Here is a 16,790-nt window from a genome sequence, read left to right on the forward strand (position 1 = left end):
ACCGCGCGGGATTGAACCCGCTAGTCCACGGCTGCCAGGAACTCCTGCGCAACCGCCAGTGCCTTCGCGCGGTCGCGTGGCACCAGACCGATCCGGGTGCGCCGATCCAGGATGTCGTCGACACCTAGCGCACCCTCGTGCGTCACCGCGTACTCGAACTCGGCCCGGGTCACGTCGATCCCCTCGGCAACCGGTTCGGTTGGCCGCTCACACGTGGCGGTCGAGACGACATTCGCCGCCTCGGCTCCGTAGCGCGCCACCAGCGATTTCGGCAGTCCAGCACCGGGTCCGGCCGGGCCCGGGTTGGTGGGGGCGCCGATCAGCGGCAAGTTGCGCGTGCGGCACGGACCGGCGTGCAGGTTTCGCACGCTGATCGCCCGGTTCAGCACATCCTCTGCCATGTACCGGTATTCGGTCAGCTTGCCGCCAACCACGCTGATTACTCCGCTCGGTGACTCGAAAATGGCATGGTCGCGCGACACATCCGCGGTCCTGCCGCCGCCGGTGTCGATCAGCGGCCGCAGACCGGCATAGGACCCGATGACGTCGGACGGCGCGACCATGGTCCCCAGTGCGGTGTTTACCGTGTCCAGCAGGAACGCAATCTCCTGCGAAGAAGGTTGTGGCACATCGGGAATCGGGCCGGGCGCGTCCTCGTCAGTCAGTCCGAGGTAGATGCGGCCGAGTTGCTCGGGCATCGCAAACACAAATCTGTTGAGTTCACCCGGTATCGGAATGGTCAGCGCCGCTGTCGGATTGCCGAACGAAGCCGCATCGAAAACCAGATGCGTTCCGCGACTTGGCCGTAATGTCAGCGCCGGGTCGATGTCACCACCCCATACCCCCGCCGCGTTGATCACTGCCCCGGCGCGCACCTCGAACGACTGTCCGCTGCGCCGATCGGTCAGCCGCACCGTGTTGGCCGTCGCCTCCGATGCCGCGACATGGGTCAGGATGCGCGCCCCGTGTTGCGCTGCGGTGCGCGCGACGGCGGTGACCAGCCGGGCGTCGTCGATCAATTGCCCGTCGTAATTGAGGAAGCCACCCGCCAAACCGTCCTGCTGCACCGTCGGCGCCAGCTCCACGACCCGCCGTGCCGAGATTCGGCGCGACCGGGGCAGCGTCGACGACGAGGTTCCGGCCAATATTCGCAGCGCGTCACCCGCCAGGAAGCCGACGCGGACCAGCGCCCGGTTGGAGTGTTTCATCGCCGGCAGCAGCGGGACGAGTTGCGGCATCGCGTGCACGAGGTGAGGAGCGTTGCGCGCCATCAGGATTCCCCGCTCGACCGCACTGCGGCGGGCGATGCCCACGTTGCCGCTGGCCAGGTAACGCAGACCACCGTGCACCAACTTTGAACTCCACCGGCTGGTGCCGAACGCCAGGTCGTGCTTTTCCACCAGCACCGTGCGCAACCCCCGGGACGCGGCGTCCAGCGCGATACCCGTCCCGGTGATGCCGCCGCCGATGACCACGACGTCGATCCCGGCACCATCGGCGAGGGCCTCCAGGTCGCCGGTCCGTCGGGCGGCGTTGAGCGCGGTCAGGTTCTGCATCAGGACAGGTATCCGTTCAGTGTGTAGGTGAGCTGGGTGGCAAGCGCTGCGTCGTCCAGGATGGGTTTGACGATGTCGGCGGACTGGATGGTCGATTGCGCGATCAGCAGGATCATGGTCGCGAACTGGCGCGGATCGCCCGGGCGGACGCTGCCCTCCTGCTGCGCTGCTTCCAGTCGCTTCGTCAGTCCCTCGATCAGGAACTGCTGGCTGGTGCCCAGTCGCTCGGTGATGTAGACGCGCGCCAATTCGGAGTGCATCACCGACATGATCAGGTCGTCTCGACGCAGCCGGTCGGTCACTGCGACAACCTGCCTCACCAGAGACTGACGATCGTCGCCGTCGAACGGCACGTCCCGCATCCCGTCGGTGATGTGGTTGGTCAACAAGGTCGACATGATCGACTGCGTGTCGGGCCAGCGGCGATACACGGTCGGGCGGCTCACCCCGGCGCGCCGGGCGATCTCGGCCAGAGTCACCCGATCGGCGCCGTAATCGACCACACAGCTCGCCGCCGCCGCCAGTATGCGATCCCCCGCATCCACCGAGGAGTCGTTACTCATTGACAGCATGTGTAATACTGTAACGCATGACGCACGCTGAGGAATACCTTCCGCCGATGAAATGGAACGCGTGGGGGGATCCCGCGGCGGCCAAACCGCTCTCAGACGGAATCCGGTCTATGCTCAAACAGGTTGTCGGACTTGAGGATTCGCAAGAATCCGAACTCGGCCTCGACGAGGTTCGGTTGCGCCCGTCGGCCTTGACGCAAGCTGACCAGGACGGCCTGGCCAAGATCGTCGGCGCCCAGTACTTCCGCACCGGGGACCACGACCGGGTGCTGCGGGCCGGCGGCAAGTCCACTCCCGACATGTTGCGCCGCAAAGACCGGGGCCTCCAGGATGCGCCCGATGCGGTGCTACTGCCCGGCGACGACGACTCGATCGCCGAAATACTGCGCTACTGCTCCGACCACGGCATCGCGGTCGTCCCCTTCGGCGGCGGCACCAACGTCACCGGTGGGCTGGATCCCACCCGCGGTCGGTTCAACGCGGTGATCTCGCTGGATCTGCGCCGGTTCAACGAGCTGCACTCCCTCGACGAAGTGTCGGGCATCGCCGAACTGGGCGGCGGCGTCACGGGGCCGGAAGCCGAACGCCTGCTGGGTGAACATGGCTTCTCACTGGGACACTTTCCGCAGAGTTTCGAGTACGCCACCATCGGCGGTTTCGCGGCGACCCGGTCTTCGGGTCAGGATTCGGCCGGCTACGGGCGGTTCAACGACATGATCCTGGGTTTGCGGATGGTGACACCGGTAGGCACCTGGGATCTCGGCCGGGTGGCGGCGTCGGCGGCCGGGCCGGATCTCCGCCAGCTGGCGATCGGCTCGGAAGGCACCCTGGGCGTCATCACCAAGGTCCGGTTGCGGGTGCACCGGGTGCCCGAGACCACCCGCTACGAGGCCTGGTCGTTCCCCGACTTCGCCACCGGCGTCGCAGCGTTGCGCGCCATCACCCAGACCGGCACCGGACCGACCGTCGTGCGACTCTCCGACGAGGCCGAGACGGGTGTCCGCCTGGCCACCCATGAAACGATCGGCGAAAACCAGAACACCGGCGGCTGCCTGGGACTGACCCTGTTCGAAGGAACCGAAGAACATACCGCAAGCCGGCACGCCGAGACCCGCGCTCTGCTGGAAGCCCACGGTGGCACGTCGCTGGGCGCCGAACCCGCCCGGGCCTGGGAGCACGGTCGGTTCAGCGCGCCGTACCTGCGCGATTCGCTGCTGGCCGCCGGCGCGCTGTGTGAGACGCTGGAGACCGCCACCGACTGGTCCAATATCCCGGCGCTGAAAACCGCTGTCACCGAAGCGATTACGAATTCACTGGCCGACTCGGGCAGCCCCGCACTGGTGATGTGCCACGTGTCGCACGTCTATCCGACGGGTGCGTCGCTGTACTTCACCGTGGTCGCGGGGCAACGTGGCAACCCGATCGAGCAGTGGTGGGCCGCCAAGAAGGCCGCCTGCGATGCCATCATGGCCACCGGCGGAACCATCACTCACCATCATGCGGTTGGTGCCGACCACCGGGCCTGGATGCGCGACGAGGTGGGTGAGCTGGGTGTCGAGCTGTTGCGCGCGATCAAGGCGACCCTGGATCCCGCCGGAATCCTCAATCCGGGCAAGCTGATTCCATGACCCGAGACAAGCCGGCCATCGGCCGGTTGGGTACGCGCGAGATCAACAAGGTCACCGCGCTGACCAATCCGTTGTCCGGGCACGGCGCCGCCGTCGAGGCGTCGCAGCGTGCGATCGCCCGGTTACACCATCGCGGTGTGGAAGTCATCGAGATCGTCGGCGAGAACGCCGAGGACGCCCGGTATCTGCTGGCCGCGGCCGTCGAGAAGGGCACCGATGCGGTCGTGGTCACCGGTGGAGACGGCGTCATCAGCAATGCGCTGCAGGTGCTCGCCGAGAGCGATGTGCCGTTGGGCATTGTCCCGGCCGGCACCGGCAACGACCATGCCCGCGAATTCGGTATCCCGACAAAGGATCCCGAGGCCGCGGCGGACATCGTGGTAGCCGGGTGCACGGAAACCGTTGACCTGGGCCGGATCACAGGTCGTGGCGGCGGTAGAGACTCGGTCAAGTGGTTCGGTACCGTGGCGGCGACGGGATTCGATTCGCTGGTGACCGACCGTGCCAACCGGATGACGTGGCCGCACGGCCGGATGCGGTATTACCTCGCGATGCTCGCCGAACTGTCCCAGTTGCGCCTGTTGCCTTTTCGGCTGGTTCTCGACGGCAAGCAGGAGATCGAGGCCGACCTCACCATGACCGCCTTCGGCAACACCCGCAGCTACGGCGGCGGTATGTTGATCTGCCCCAACGCCGATCGCAGCGACGGCCTGCTGGATCTGACCATGGTCAGATCGCAGTCGCGCACCAGGCTGATCCGTTTCTTCCCGACCGCCATCAAGGGCACCCACGTGCAACTCGACGACGTGACGACGGCCCGGGCCAAGACCGTGGAAGTCGAGTGCCCCGGCATCAACGTCTACGCCGATGGGGACTTCGCCTGCCCGTTGCCCGCCGAGATCTGCGCGGTGCCGGCCGCACTGCAAGTGCTGCGACCCAAGCAGGTGTAACGGGCGGGTCACCGCACGCGAAGTCTCTGGCATGTCGAGTTTCGGTAGGACCGCGTTGATCGGTTCGGCAGCCGTATTGGCCTCGCCATTCCTGGCGCCTGCGGCTCAGGCGGGCGAAGTGGCGTCCTGGAACGGTGAATACGTCATGGTACTCGGCGCAAACGCGAAGTCCGGCACCAGCATTGCGGCCGGACAGAACGAATCTGCACACCGCAGCACCGTCTCCCTGACCTCGAGTTGCTCGGCGGGTGTCTGCATGGCCACCGTCATCAACCCGTCGCCACCGAAGAGCGAATTCATGCCGAAGACCGTCGAATTCACCTGGAACGGGGCCCAGTGGGTGCGCGAAATGACGTGGAAGTGGGACTGCCTCCTGCCCGACGGCAGCGTCGAATACGCTCCCGCAAAGTCGATCACGGTGTACACGCCGGGGCAATACGGCATCCTCACCGGTGTGTTCCATACCGACATCGCCAGCGGCGCATGCGCGGGCAACGTCGACATCCCGGTGTCGGCGAAACCCGTTGAAACACCGGTCGGATGAGGGCGAGCTGTTAGCCCACGCCCCGGCTGAGCCAGGTCACTTCACCGCTGTCGCCGCCGTCGCGATACGCCTCGAGCGCTTCGTCCCAGGCTGTACCCAGCACCGAATCCAATTCAGCGGCAAGGGTATCGGCGCCCTGGGCCATCATCGTCCGCAGTCGCATCTCCCCGACCATGATGTCGCCATTGGCGCTCATCGCCCCGCTCCACAAACCGAGCTGCGGGGTATGGCTGAACCGGTGGCCGTCGACGCCGGGACTGGGATCCTCGGTCACCTCGAACCGCAACACCGACCACGAGCGCAATGCGTTCGCCAACCGGGCCCCCGTCCCCACCGGCCCCACCCAGTTGGTGACAGCGCGCAACTGCCCGGGCATGGCCGGCTGCGGGGTCCACACCAGGTTCGCCTTGGCCTGCAGGGTCGACGACAACGCCCACTCCACGTGTGGGCATACCGCCGCGGGCGAGGCGTGCACGTACACCACACCGGCCGTAACGTCGGCAAACTGATTCGACGCACGCATGTTTTGCTCCTTCGGTTCCACGAGGGACGTCTTCCCCAACGACCTGGTGAACTCGATAGAGCAATTATTCGTGTGTCTTGCGTGTCTATTGTGCCTTGTGATGCCTATGTTGCGCTAGTGTGCATTTTCCCCGGCGGCCTGCTCGGCCAGTACCGCGTCGGAAAGCGCTGGCCACAGCTCTAGCGCCCAGTCCCCGAAGTCCCGGTCGGTGAGCACCACCAGCGCTACGTCCGCCGCCGGATCCACCCAGATGAAGCCGCCGGATTGACCGAAGTGGCCGTAGCTGCGCGCCGAGTTGCGCCCACCCGTCCAGTGCGGTGACTTCGAGTCCCGCAGTTCGAAGCCCAACCCCCAGTCGTTGGGGCGCTGGGAACCGTATCCGGGCAACACCCCGTTGAGGCCGGGAAACTGCACGGTGATCGCGTCGTCGTGCATCTGCGCCGACACCGTTGCCGGACGCAGCAGGTCGCCGGCGAACAGCACCAGATCATCGACGGTGGAACCCGCCCCGAACCCGGCCTTGGCCGCGCCACCGTCCAGCCGGGTACTGGTCATGCCCAACGGTTCGCACACCGCCTCAGTCAGGTAACGGGTGAACTCGATCCCCGACTCCTGCTCGATCGTCTCGGCCAGCACCGCGAACCCGTAGTTGGAGTAGATCCGGCGGGCACCGGGTTTGGCCAGCACATCGCCGGTGAGCATGGCCAGTCCCGATGCGTGCGCGAGTAGGTGACGCACGGTGGACCCGGGCGGTCCGGCTTCGGTATCGAGGTCGACGACGCCTTCCTCGACAGCGATCTGCGCGGCGCGCGCCACCAACGGCTTGGTCACCGACGCCAGCGCGAACTCGCGCGCGGTGTCTCCGTGCGTCACCAGCACCCCGTCCGGCCCGACGACCGCTGCGGCGGCGTGCGGGACGGGCCAGTCGGCCAGCGCGTCCAGGGCCGCGGTCATTTACGGGCGACGTAGAAGATGTTGAACGGGTCCGACTCGATCTCGGTCACCTGTACCTCGCCGAATCCCGCATCGGTCAACATCGACGTGGCGAGTTGATGTCCCCACGCAGTGCCCAGCCCGTCGCCGTCGAGCGCCAGTGAGACAGTCATGCAGTGCATGGTCGAAACGGTGTAGAGGTACGTGCTTCTCGGTACCCCCACGTTGTCCTCCAGTCGGCTGGAGGCTTTGACGTCGGCCACCAGCAGGACGCCGCCGGGGCGCAGTGCCCGGTAGATATTGGCCAGCACCTGGGCCGGGTGGGCCTGGTCGTGGATGGTGTCGAAGGCGGTGATGACGTCGTAGGCATCGACCTTGTCCAGCCGGGTCAGGTCGTGGCTTTCGAAGTTCGCGTTGGCCAGGCCCAGCCGCTCGGCTTCGGCGCGGCCGGCGGCCAGGGCCTGTTCGGAGAAATCGATTCCGGTGCAGCGGCTGGCCGGGAATGCCTGCGCCATCAGATTAACGGCGTGGCCGCTGCCGCAGCCGAAGTCGGCGACCTCAGCGCCCGCGCGCAACCGCTCCGGCAGGCCTTCGACGATGGGGAGCACCACGTCGATCAGGGCCCCGTCGAACACCTCGCCACTCATTTCGGCCATCACCTTGTGGAACCGCGGATATTCGCGGTAGGGCACGCCGCCACCGGAGCGGAAGCAGTCGATGACTTTCTGTTCAACCTCACCGAGCAGCGACACGAACTGGGTGACCCGGGCGATGTTGTTCAGGCCGGCAGCCCGGGTCAACGCCGCGGCGCGGGACGCGGGTAGCAGATAAGTCGCCGCGACGGGGTCGTACTCGACGACGTGCCCGGTGGTCATCCCGGCGAGCCATTCCCGGACGTAGCGTTCGTTGAGACCGGCGGCCTCGGCGATCTGAGCGCTGGTCGAGGGCGGCATATCGGCCATGACGTCGAGCAGTCCGGTCTGGTGGCCGACGCTGAGCAGGATCGCCAGTCCCGCGCTGTCGATCACCTCAACCATCCGCTCGGTGAATTCCTGCGTGGTTTCGGCTGTCGTCACGCACAGCGACGCTACACCTCAGCGTGGGCGCACACCGGGTACTCCGCACCCGGTGGCTGACAGTAGTTTGAACGCATGAGTCAGACAGTGCGCGGCGTGATTTCGCGGTCAAAGGGCCAGCCCGTCGAGGTGGTCGACATCGTCATTCCGGACCCCGGACCCGGCGAGGTCGTCGTCGATATCACGGCCTGCGGCGTGTGCCACACCGACCTGACTTACCGCGAGGGCGGCATCAACGACGAGTATCCGTTCCTGCTCGGCCACGAGGCAGCGGGCACGGTCGAGGCAGTCGGCCCCGGCGTCACCGCCGTCGAGCCGGGTGACTTCGTGGTGCTGAATTGGCGTGCGGTGTGCGGCCAGTGCCGGGCTTGCAAGCGCGGGCGGCCGCACCTGTGCTTCGACACGTTCAACGCCGAGCAGAAGATGACGCTCACCGACGGCACCGAGCTGACCCCCGCGCTCGGCATCGGGGCGTTCGCCGACAAGACGTTGGTGGCCGCCGGCCAGTGCACCAAGGTCGACTCCGCCGCCGATCCTGCCGTGGCCGGCCTGTTGGGCTGCGGGGTGATGGCCGGCATCGGCGCGGCGATCAACACCGGCGGGGTGACCCGCGACGACACCGTCGCGGTGATCGGCTGCGGCGGTGTGGGAGACGCGGCAATCGCCGGCGCCGCGCTGGTCGGTGCACGAACGATCATCGCGGTGGACACCGACAGCACCAAATTGGATTGGGCGCGCGAGTTCGGTGCCACCCATACCGTGAACGCCCGCGAGGTGGACGTGGTGGAGACGATTCAAGACCTGACCGACGGATTCGGTGTCAATGTGGTGATTGACGCTGTCGGCCGGCCCGAGACGTGGAAGCAGGCTTTCTACGCGCGCGATCTGGCCGGCACGGTCGTGCTGGTGGGGGTGCCGACGCCCGACATGCGTCTGGAGATGCCGCTGGTGGACTTCTTCTCCCGCGGCGGGTCGCTGAAGTCGTCGTGGTACGGCGACTGCCTGCCCGAGCGCGACTTTCCCACCCTGATCGATCTGTTCCTGCAGGGCCGGCTGCCGCTGGACAAGTTTGTCTCCGAACGAATCGGGTTAGAAGACATCGAGGAGGCTTTCGACAAGATGCATGGTGGTAAGGTTCTGCGCTCGGTGGTGGTGCTGTAGTGGTTTCCATCGATCGCGTGGTCACCCACGGCACCTTCGAACTCGACGGCGGCAGCTGGGAAGTCGACAACAACATCTGGCTCGTCGGCGACAACTCCAATGTCATCGTGTTCGACGCCGCGCACGATGCAGCGCCGATCGTGGAGGCGGTCGACGGCCGGCATGTGATCGCGGTGGTGTGCACGCACGGACACAACGACCACGTGACTGTGGCGCCAGAGCTCGGCGAAGCACTCGACGCACCGGTGCTGCTGCATCCAGCCGATGCAGTGCTGTGGCGAATGACGCACCCCGACAAAGCATTTCGGGACATCTCCGATGACGAAACGTTGACCGTGAGCGGAACGGAACTGCGGGCCCTGCACACCCCCGGCCACTCCCCCGGGTCGGTGTGCTGGTACGCCCACGATCTGGGCGTGGTGTTCAGCGGCGACACGCTGTTCTCCGGCGGACCGGGCGCAACCGGGCGTTCCTACTCGAGTTTTCCCACCATCCTGCAGTCGATTTCCGAGCAGCTCGGCACACTACCCGGCGAGACCGTGGTGCACACCGGTCACGGTGACGACACGACGATCGGCGACGAGATCGTCAATTACGAGGAGTGGGTCGCCCGCGGACATTGATGTTTCTCCGCCCAGAACTCGGGTTCGGTCAGTGCCCACGGATCGCGCAGTGCCGCAAGTGTTTTCGGCCTTTCGACCCGGACACCGTCGGCGCTCGGCCGCGAAGGCGCCGGCGGGAGGAAATTGGCGGGGGCGGGACCGAATAGCGGCGACTCGGGGGCGACAGCCGTCGGCAGCGCGCCAGCCACCCGATCGACACCGCGAGGCCAGCAGAGCCAGGGTCCCCGCGCGGGATCGGCACCACGAAGGGGACACTGGTGGCACGCGAAACCCACCAGCGGGAAGGAGCCGCGCCCATGGTTCATGAGCTGATAGCCACCGTGCCCGATCTGTCCGGCAAGTTAGCGGTCGTCACCGGCGCCAACAGCGGCCTGGGGTTCGGCCTGACCAAGCGCCTGTCGGCGGCCGGCGCCGAGGTGCTGATGGCCATCCGCAACCAGGCCAAGGGCGAGGCGGCAATCAAGGAGATCCGCGCAGTCGTGCCCGATGCCAAGCTGACCATCAAGTCGCTGGACCTGTCGTCGCTCGGGTCGGTCGCGGCGTTAGGTGAGCACCTCAACGCACTGGGCCGGCCCATCGACATCCTGATTAACAACGCCGGGGTGATGACGCCGCCGGAACGCGACACCACCTCGGACGGGTTCGAATTACAGTTCGGCAGTAATCATCTGGGGCACTTCGCGCTGACCGGGCATCTTCTGCCGCTGCTGCGCGCAGCGTCGGGCGCGCGGGTGGTCTCGTTGAGCAGCATCGCCGCTCGCCGCGGTCGCATCCACTTCGACGACCTGCAGTTCGAGAAGTCCTACGCCTCGATGGCCGCATACAGCCAGTCGAAGCTGGCGGTTCTGATGTTCGCCCGCGAGTTGGACAAGCGCAGTCGCGCAGCCGGCTGGGGCATTGTCTCCAACGCGGCACACCCGGGTTTGACCAAAACCAATTTGCAGATCAGCGGCCCCTCCCATGGCCGCGACAAGCCGACGTTGATGGGACGTCTGTATACGACGTCATGGCGCTTTGCGCCGTTCTTGTGGCAGGAGATCGACGAAGGGATACTGCCGGCGTTGTACGCGGCCGCCAATCCGGCGGCCGAAGGTGGCGCGTTCTACGGGCCGCGCGGCCTTTACGAGGCCGCCGGCGGCGGTGTCGCCGAGGCGAAGATCCCCAGCCGCGCAGCCAATGACGATGATTGCCAACGCCTTTGGGAGACCTCCGAGCGTCTCACGGGTGTCAGCTATCCCGCGTAGCAGCGATGCACGCTGTTGCTATTAGCTGATCTAGGCACGGCGTTTTGCGGGAGCAGCCGATCGTCACGATCGTGCTGGTCAAGAGGCGCGCGCCGGAAGCGTGCGTTTCGTCGCGATGCCCAAGTGGGTAACCTCCCCCACAGCATGGGTCGCATCAGCAACTTCTAAGGGGTATCAGCATGAGCGAACACGACGACGAATCGGCGGACAAGGCCACCAAGGACACCACCGATAGGGGCGGCGTGGACACTGCCGAGGCCTCCAACGAGGAAAGAGACCAGGACAGCGAGGCCAAGGGCGAGACCGACAAGGACAGCGACGGCGACGAAGTCGAGACCGACGAAGACGGGAAGCCCAAGCCCGACGACGAGGCAAAAGAGAAGGCCGCGGAGATGCGGTCGGCCTACAAATACCAGCCCACCCTCGTACTGCCTGGCTCCGGCGGGACCATCACCGGCACCGCCGTCAACGAGTGGCTGGACGACGACGGTAACGCCAAGTATGCCGACGACGACGATTCGCCGGCCGCCAAGGCTGAGGCCGAGCGGGACAAATCGAAGTCGGACTCCGACTCAGATTCAGATTCCGACGAAGGACAGCGCCAAGACGACTCCGCGAAATCCGAGAGCGACAAAGCCACAAAGTCCGACAGCGGCGACTCAGAGGATTCCGGTGGCGACGACGGTTCCAAGGAGAAGGACCTGAACGCCACCAGCGACCGGGGTGCCAACGCCGATCAAACGGCCGAGCTGGCGGACAAGTCCGACGACGAGCTGTACGAGGACGCCAAGAAGACCGCCGAAGAAAATATCGAGCGGGACAAGAAATTCAACGAAGAGATCATCAAGACGGCCAAGGAAGAAGGCCAGTTCGACGATCAGAATGACGACGACGACTCGTCGGCGGAAGCCAAGGACGAGCGGGCCTCCGATGAGGATTCCCAGGCTGACCAAGACGCGAAAGACAAGCAGGAGCAGGACGACAAGCAGGACAAAGGCGAAAAGGAACCGGCGAAGACCTGACCCGGTTCAGCCGATTCGGATCCCCGGCGCGGGCAAAGCGCCGGGGATTCCTGGTATCTGCGGAAGGCCGGGAATCTGCGGCAGCTGCGGCAGCGGCGGCGGGCTGGGCGGCGTGACCGTAGGCTGCTGGGGCGCAGGCGGCTGGGTGGCCGGGGGCTGGGTGGTTTGCGGCGGCTGTGTGGGTGCCGGCGGTTGCGTGGTCGGCGGTGGTGGGGGCGGCGCTTCGGTGGTGGGGGCCGGCGGCCGAGTCGACGGCGGTGGGGCCTGGCGCGTCTGCGGAGGTGGCTCGGCTGTCGGCGACGGCGGCGGCGTTGTCTCCGGCGGGGGGCTTTCAGTGCTGGATGGGGGCGGTGCTGACGACGGTGCGGAGGTGACGGGAGCCGTGCTGACCGACGGCTGCGTACCGCCCTGCTTGTGTGAACTCAGCCCGATCGCCACGGCGGTACCCACCAGCAGCAGCGCCACCGTGGTGCTGACGATGATCACCGCCGGCAGCCGGTACCACGGGATCGGTGGTTTCTTGGGCTCGGCGGCCGGTCGACTTTCCTGCTCGAATGCCAACTGCGGGCGAGCCGACGTCAGCCCCGAGCCCTGCCGATCGCCGGCGGCCGGCATCACGCTCGACGCGTCGTCGGCCGCCTCCGACCAGGCCAGCGCCGGTTGCATCAGCGAGACCGGCGCGTCGGAGTTGAGCTCCGCGCCGCCGTCGAGAGCCTCCTGCTGCGTCAACGGTCGTATGGCCGGTGCCGCTGCCGGGGCCGCGGCAACAGCCGCAGCCGGAGTCAGCACCGTCGCGCTGGTGTCTGCAGGACCACGCGCGGCGCGCAGCGCGCCACCGATCGCGGCGGTCAGTTGCGGGCGCGGTGTGGTGACCACCGGGACGCCGAACCGCCCGGACAGCGTCGTGGTCACTGCCGGGATGTTGGCGCCACCGCCGACCGTCGCGATCGCGACCACACTCGACTCGTGAATAGCGTTGCGGCTCAACGTTTGTTCGACCGCACGGACGAATCCGTCGAGCGGCCCGCGGATGGTCTCCTCCAGTTCGTTGCGGGTCAGCCGGACCTCACCGCGCATCCCCGGCGCGTCCTGGGCAAGGGTGGTCACTGTAGTAACCGACAGGCGCTCCTTGGCGTTGCGGCACTCGCCGCGCAACCGGCTCAGCGATCCGATCGCCGCGGTGGCGGTCGGATCGAACGAACCGGTGGCAGGCAGTTCAGACATCACGTAGGTCAGCAGCGACTGGTCGATCAGATCACCGGAGAAATCGTCGTGGCGCACCGTCGGGGCAACGGGCTGGTAGTCGCCGGCGGCGTCGACCAGCGTGATGCTGGTGCCGCTGCCGCCGAGGTCGCAGATTGCGACGATGCCACGCGCCGGGATGCCGGGATTTGCGCGCACGGCGAATAAGGCTGCGGCGGCGTCGGGGATCAACGTCAGCGGCTTGCCGGAGTGCGACCATTCCGAGACCCGGCTCAACGCGGCTCCCAGCGCGTCCACCGCGGGCGCGCCCCAGTGCGCCGGGTAGGTGACCGCCACATTGTCGGGCAACGGCCGTCCGCCGGTGACCGAGTAGGCCAGCGCACGCAGCCCGTCGGCCACCAGCGCTTCGCTGCGGTGTATCGAGCCGTCGGCCGCCACGATCCCGACCCGGTCGCCGACCCGGTCCACGAAGTCGGTGATGACCAGCCCCGGCTGGTCCAGTCTGGGATTCTCTGACGGCACCCCGACTTCGGGTGCACGCTGCCGAAACAGGGTCAGCACGGGTTTACGGGTGATTGCGTGGTCCGGTGTCACGGCGGCAAAGTTCGTGGCACCGATCGACAGGCCCAACGCAGGCCTAACTCCGTCTGCCATCTAGTCCAATCCCCGTGTCCGGTGGAACGCTTTGCATTCTCACCTAACCGCAACCTTTGCGCTAAGACTTATAGCCAATCTGTGTGTCGGCTATGCGCAGGCTGTACGACCACCGCACCGGTCAGCGGATGGTGCCGGCCCCGGGGATCAGCGGCAGATCGAGCGCGGTCACCCAGCCCGGAGACAGAGTGTTGACCGCGGACACCGCGTTCAGCGCCCGCAGGCCGGTGGCCAGGCAGCCGGCTGCGGCGGCGTCGCGGCCGGAGCCGTCGGTGAACCGGAAGGCCGTCTCCTGGAAGATGCTCGGGGTGCCTTCGATGTCCACCCGATAGACGTCGTTGTCGTGGCCCGTCGGCCAGTCCGGGGCCGCGTCGAGACCGATGCGGTTGACGTGCTCGAGCTGGATGCGCGTCTCGCCCTGGTACAGCCCGTTGATGGTGAACCGGACGGCCGCGACGTGTCCTGCCTTGATGACGCCCTTGGCGGACTTGCGGTCGGTGGGCGTCACCCACTTGTCCCAGGTGGTGGTCATCTCGTCGAGCATGATTCCGGCGGCGTGGGCGATCATCGGCACGGTCGCTCCCCACGCGAAGATCAGCACGTCGCTGTTCTCCAGCATGGGGCTGTATTCGGGCTCGCGCCCGATGCCCATCTCGCGTTCGTAGTCGCCCTCGTAGTTGGTGTAGTCCAGCAACTCGGATGCGCGGACCTTGCGTACCTCAGAACACAGACCCATCAGCGTCATCGGGAACAGGTCGTTGGCGAACCCGGGGTCGATACCGGTGGTGAAGCAGGACGACTCCCCCAACTCGCACGCCTCGGTGATGGGCGTGATCCAGTTCGGCGGGTTCTGCGGCATCGTCGGCCAGATCCACGGCGTCATCGCCGTCGAGCACACGTCGATGCCCGCCCGCAAGAAGCGGGTGATCAACGAGATGTTGTCCTTGGCGTGCATCGCGGTGGGTCCGTAGTGCACCAGCGCGTCGGGCTGCAGCGCGATCAACGCCTCGACGTCGTCGGTGGCGATGACGCCGACCGGTTCGGCCGATCCGCAGATGTCGCCGACGTCGCGGCCGACCTTGTCCGGGCTGCTCACTCCGACACCCACCAATTCGAACAGCGGGTGCTTGACGATCTCGGGGATCACCATTCGACCGACGAACCCGGTGCCCCACACCACGACCCGCTTAGGAACGCGTAACGCGCCCACTTCCGACATCAGCACCTCCAAGTCAGCCAGCCCCGGGTTCACCATAATTTCTGAGTCAAAAGGGTCTCGTAATCACCCCTCGGTGATGACAACATGAACAACCATGAGCAGTCGTCGTGCAGCTTCGATCGTCTTCGCCGTCGGTACCGCCTTCGCGGTCTCCTGTGGCGTAGCCAGCGCCACCCCCAAACCCGGCGAGTTCCCCCAAGTCCGCTACGAGGTGAGCGGCCCCGGTGTCGCCGAATACATTTCGTGGCAATCCGAGTCGGGCCAGCAGCGCGCGACGAATGTGCCGTTGCCGTGGTCGACCCAGTTCCAGGCGTTCGGCGGCCAGGTCTTCGTGCTCAGCGCGCAGGGCCAGGGCACCATCGCCTGCAAGATCGTGGTCGCGGGCAACGTGGTCAACGACGCGCATTCGACCGGCACGCCCGGTCGGGCCATCTGCTCGCACTGACACCGCGGCTTGAAACAGACGCTGGATCAGTCCGGAGGTCTAGGCTCGCGGGAGTGGCCCCTTCAACGGCGAAGCGGGACAGAGGAGGATCGAATGGACCTCAAGACCAGGCCGGCAGCGGCGGCGAAGCCGGCTTCCAGGAGTTTGGCGCCCCGGGTCAACGGGGCGCGGCCACCGGAGATTCCCCTCTGCGATATCGAGTTGGGATCACTGGATTTCTGGGCGCGCAATGACGACTATCGCGACGGCGCCTTCGCCACGCTGCGCCGCGAGGCACCGATCTCGTTCTGGCCCGCGGTCGAGATGGAAGGATTCGATGCCGGTGCGGGGCACTGGGCGCTGACCAGGCTGGACGATGTCTTCTTCGCCAGCCGCCACCCGGAGGTGTTCAGCTCGAGTCCGAGTATCACCATCAACGATCAGACCCCGGAGTTGGCGGAGTACTTCGGTTCGATGATCGTGCTGGACGACCCCCGCCATCAGCGGCTGCGTTCAATCGTGAGCCGGGCGTTCACGCCGAAGGTGGTGGCCCGCATCGAGGCGTCGGTGCGCGACCGCGCACACCGGCTGGTGACCTCCATGATCACCGCCCATCCCGACGGGCGGGCCGACTTGGTCAGCGAACTCGCCGGGCCGCTGCCCCTGCAGATCATCTGCGACATGATGGGCATTCCCGAAGAAGACCATCAATGCGTATTCCACTGGACCAACGTCATTCTGGGCTTCGGCGACCCGGACCTCACCACGGACTACGACGAGTTCATCCGGGTGTCAATGGAAATCGGCAACTACGCGACCCAGCTGGCCGACGATCACCGCCGTGCCAGCACCGATCACCACGACGATCTGACCACCGCGCTGGTCGAAGCCGAGGTGGGCGGCGAGCGATTGTCGTCGTCGGAGATCGCCATGTTCTTCATCCTGTTGGTGGTCGCCGGTAATGAGACGACCCGTAACGCGATCAGCCACGGCGTGCTGGCGTTGTCCCGCTACCCCGACCAGCGGGAGAAGTGGTGGGCGAATTATGCGGCGTTGGAGCACACCGCGGTCGAGGAAATTGTGCGCTGGGCCTCGCCAGTGGTCTACATGCGCCGCACCCTGACCCAGGATTTCGAGCTCAGCGGTACCAAAATGGCTGCGGGCGACAAGGTTTCGTTGTGGTACTGCTCGGCGAACCGGGACGAGTCGAAATTCGCCGACCCGTGGGCGTTCGACGTCGCACGCAACCCCAATCCGCACGTCGGCTTCGGCGGCGGCGGCGCTCACTTCTGTCTGGGAGCCAATCTGGCGCGTCGCGAAATCCGGGTGGTGTTCGACGAATTGCGCCGCGAAATACCGGACATCGTCGCAGTCGAAGAGCCGGCGCGACTGCTGTCCCAGTTCATTCACGGCATCAAATCGCTGCCAGTCGCCTGGACTTAGCCCGCCGAGCGCGGT

16 protein-coding genes are annotated in these 16,790 nt (G+C 66.4%); 9 read left to right on the top strand and 7 right to left on the bottom strand.

The genetic code is table 11. The annotated features are described in order from the left end of the window. Nucleotides 1–20 precede the first annotated feature (20 nt). Nucleotides 21–1,556 carry a glycerol-3-phosphate dehydrogenase/oxidase gene (locus ACZYZ9_RS02260; RefSeq protein WP_463824568.1) on the bottom strand — a complete coding sequence of 512 codons (1,536 nt, stop codon included), beginning with the start codon at nt 1,554–1,556 and terminating at the stop codon, nt 21–23. Then, complete coding sequence (locus ACZYZ9_RS02265) at nt 1,556–2,128, bottom strand: TetR/AcrR family transcriptional regulator (RefSeq protein ID WP_463824569.1); 573 nt, start codon at nt 2,126–2,128, stop codon at nt 1,556–1,558. Before ACZYZ9_RS02265 ends, ACZYZ9_RS02260 begins: the two co-directional genes overlap by 1 nt. Before the next feature lie 47 nt (nt 2,129–2,175). Between ACZYZ9_RS02265 and ACZYZ9_RS02270 the strand changes: the two genes are divergently transcribed. The 3 genes from ACZYZ9_RS02270 to ACZYZ9_RS02280 are packed head-to-tail and all read left to right on the top strand — an operon-like array spanning nt 2,176 to nt 5,250. Beyond that, nucleotides 2,176–3,756 (top strand): FAD-binding oxidoreductase, encoded by a 1,581-nt coding sequence (locus ACZYZ9_RS02270; RefSeq protein WP_463824922.1) that lies wholly within the window; start codon nt 2,176–2,178, stop codon nt 3,754–3,756. Continuing rightward, on the top strand, nt 3,753–4,706 hold the full coding sequence (locus ACZYZ9_RS02275; RefSeq protein ID WP_463824570.1) for a diacylglycerol kinase: 954 nt from the start codon (nt 3,753–3,755) through the stop codon (nt 4,704–4,706). The genes ACZYZ9_RS02270 and ACZYZ9_RS02275 overlap by 4 nt, the downstream gene beginning before the upstream one ends. A 31-nt stretch (nt 4,707–4,737) precedes the next feature. Then, nucleotides 4,738–5,250 carry an Rv2253 family sensor-like surface protein gene (locus ACZYZ9_RS02280; RefSeq protein ID WP_463824571.1) on the top strand — a complete coding sequence of 171 codons (513 nt, stop codon included), beginning with the start codon at nt 4,738–4,740 and terminating at the stop codon, nt 5,248–5,250. 10 nt (nt 5,251–5,260) lie between these two features. Here ACZYZ9_RS02280 and ACZYZ9_RS02285 read toward each other — a convergent pair whose 3' ends face one another. From ACZYZ9_RS02285 to ACZYZ9_RS02295, 3 genes are all read right to left on the bottom strand, one after another. Then, nucleotides 5,261–5,773 (bottom strand): DUF3145 domain-containing protein, encoded by a 513-nt coding sequence (locus ACZYZ9_RS02285; protein WP_463824572.1) that lies wholly within the window; start codon nt 5,771–5,773, stop codon nt 5,261–5,263. 114 nt (nt 5,774–5,887) lie between these two features. Beyond that, nucleotides 5,888–6,727: a serine hydrolase domain-containing protein gene (locus tag ACZYZ9_RS02290; protein ID WP_463824573.1), complete on the bottom strand. Its 840-nt coding sequence runs from the start codon at nt 6,725–6,727 to the stop codon at nt 5,888–5,890. Beyond that, complete coding sequence (locus tag ACZYZ9_RS02295) at nt 6,724–7,743, bottom strand: class I SAM-dependent methyltransferase (protein ID WP_463824923.1); 1,020 nt, start codon at nt 7,741–7,743, stop codon at nt 6,724–6,726. The genes ACZYZ9_RS02290 and ACZYZ9_RS02295 overlap by 4 nt, the downstream gene beginning before the upstream one ends. Nucleotides 7,744–7,857: 114 nt before the next feature. Here ACZYZ9_RS02295 and ACZYZ9_RS02300 point away from each other — a divergent pair, with 114 nt between their 5' ends. From ACZYZ9_RS02300 to ACZYZ9_RS02315, 4 genes are all read left to right on the top strand, one after another. Then, nucleotides 7,858–8,943: an S-(hydroxymethyl)mycothiol dehydrogenase gene (locus ACZYZ9_RS02300; RefSeq protein ID WP_463824574.1), complete on the top strand. Its 1,086-nt coding sequence runs from the start codon at nt 7,858–7,860 to the stop codon at nt 8,941–8,943. Next, nucleotides 8,943–9,566, top strand: coding sequence for an MBL fold metallo-hydrolase (locus tag ACZYZ9_RS02305; protein ID WP_463824575.1), 624 nt, complete (start codon nt 8,943–8,945; stop codon nt 9,564–9,566). The genes ACZYZ9_RS02300 and ACZYZ9_RS02305 overlap by 1 nt, the downstream gene beginning before the upstream one ends. Nucleotides 9,567–9,862: 296 nt before the next feature. Next, complete coding sequence (locus tag ACZYZ9_RS02310) at nt 9,863–10,810, top strand: SDR family oxidoreductase (RefSeq protein WP_463824576.1); 948 nt, start codon at nt 9,863–9,865, stop codon at nt 10,808–10,810. Nucleotides 10,811–10,989: 179 nt separating this feature from the next. Next, nucleotides 10,990–11,832, top strand: a complete 843-nt coding sequence (locus tag ACZYZ9_RS02315) for a hypothetical protein (protein WP_463824577.1) — start codon at nt 10,990–10,992, stop codon at nt 11,830–11,832. A 6-nt stretch (nt 11,833–11,838) separates the two neighbouring features. On the opposite strand, the gene ACZYZ9_RS02320 is transcribed toward ACZYZ9_RS02315, so the two are convergent. Both ACZYZ9_RS02320 and ACZYZ9_RS02325 read right to left on the bottom strand, forming a co-directional pair. After that, entirely contained in the window at nt 11,839–13,689 is a 1,851-nt protein-coding gene (locus ACZYZ9_RS02320) for an Hsp70 family protein (RefSeq protein WP_463824578.1), read from the bottom strand. A gap of 121 nt (nt 13,690–13,810) precedes the next feature. Further along, the gene (locus ACZYZ9_RS02325) at nt 13,811–14,908 is read right to left on the bottom strand and encodes an NAD(P)H-dependent amine dehydrogenase family protein (protein ID WP_463824579.1); all 1,098 of its coding nucleotides are present in this window, start codon (nt 14,906–14,908) and stop codon (nt 13,811–13,813) included. Between the two features lie 94 nt (nt 14,909–15,002). Here ACZYZ9_RS02325 and ACZYZ9_RS02330 point away from each other — a divergent pair, with 94 nt between their 5' ends. Continuing rightward, entirely contained in the window at nt 15,003–15,353 is a 351-nt protein-coding gene (locus tag ACZYZ9_RS02330; protein WP_463824580.1) for an MmpS family transport accessory protein, read from the top strand. 93 nt (nt 15,354–15,446) lie between these two features. After that, complete coding sequence (locus ACZYZ9_RS02335) at nt 15,447–16,775, top strand: cytochrome P450 (protein WP_463824581.1); 1,329 nt, start codon at nt 15,447–15,449, stop codon at nt 16,773–16,775. Nucleotides 16,776–16,790 lie beyond the last annotated feature (15 nt).

Source organism: Mycobacterium sp. IDUB_28 (assembly GCF_055419285.1).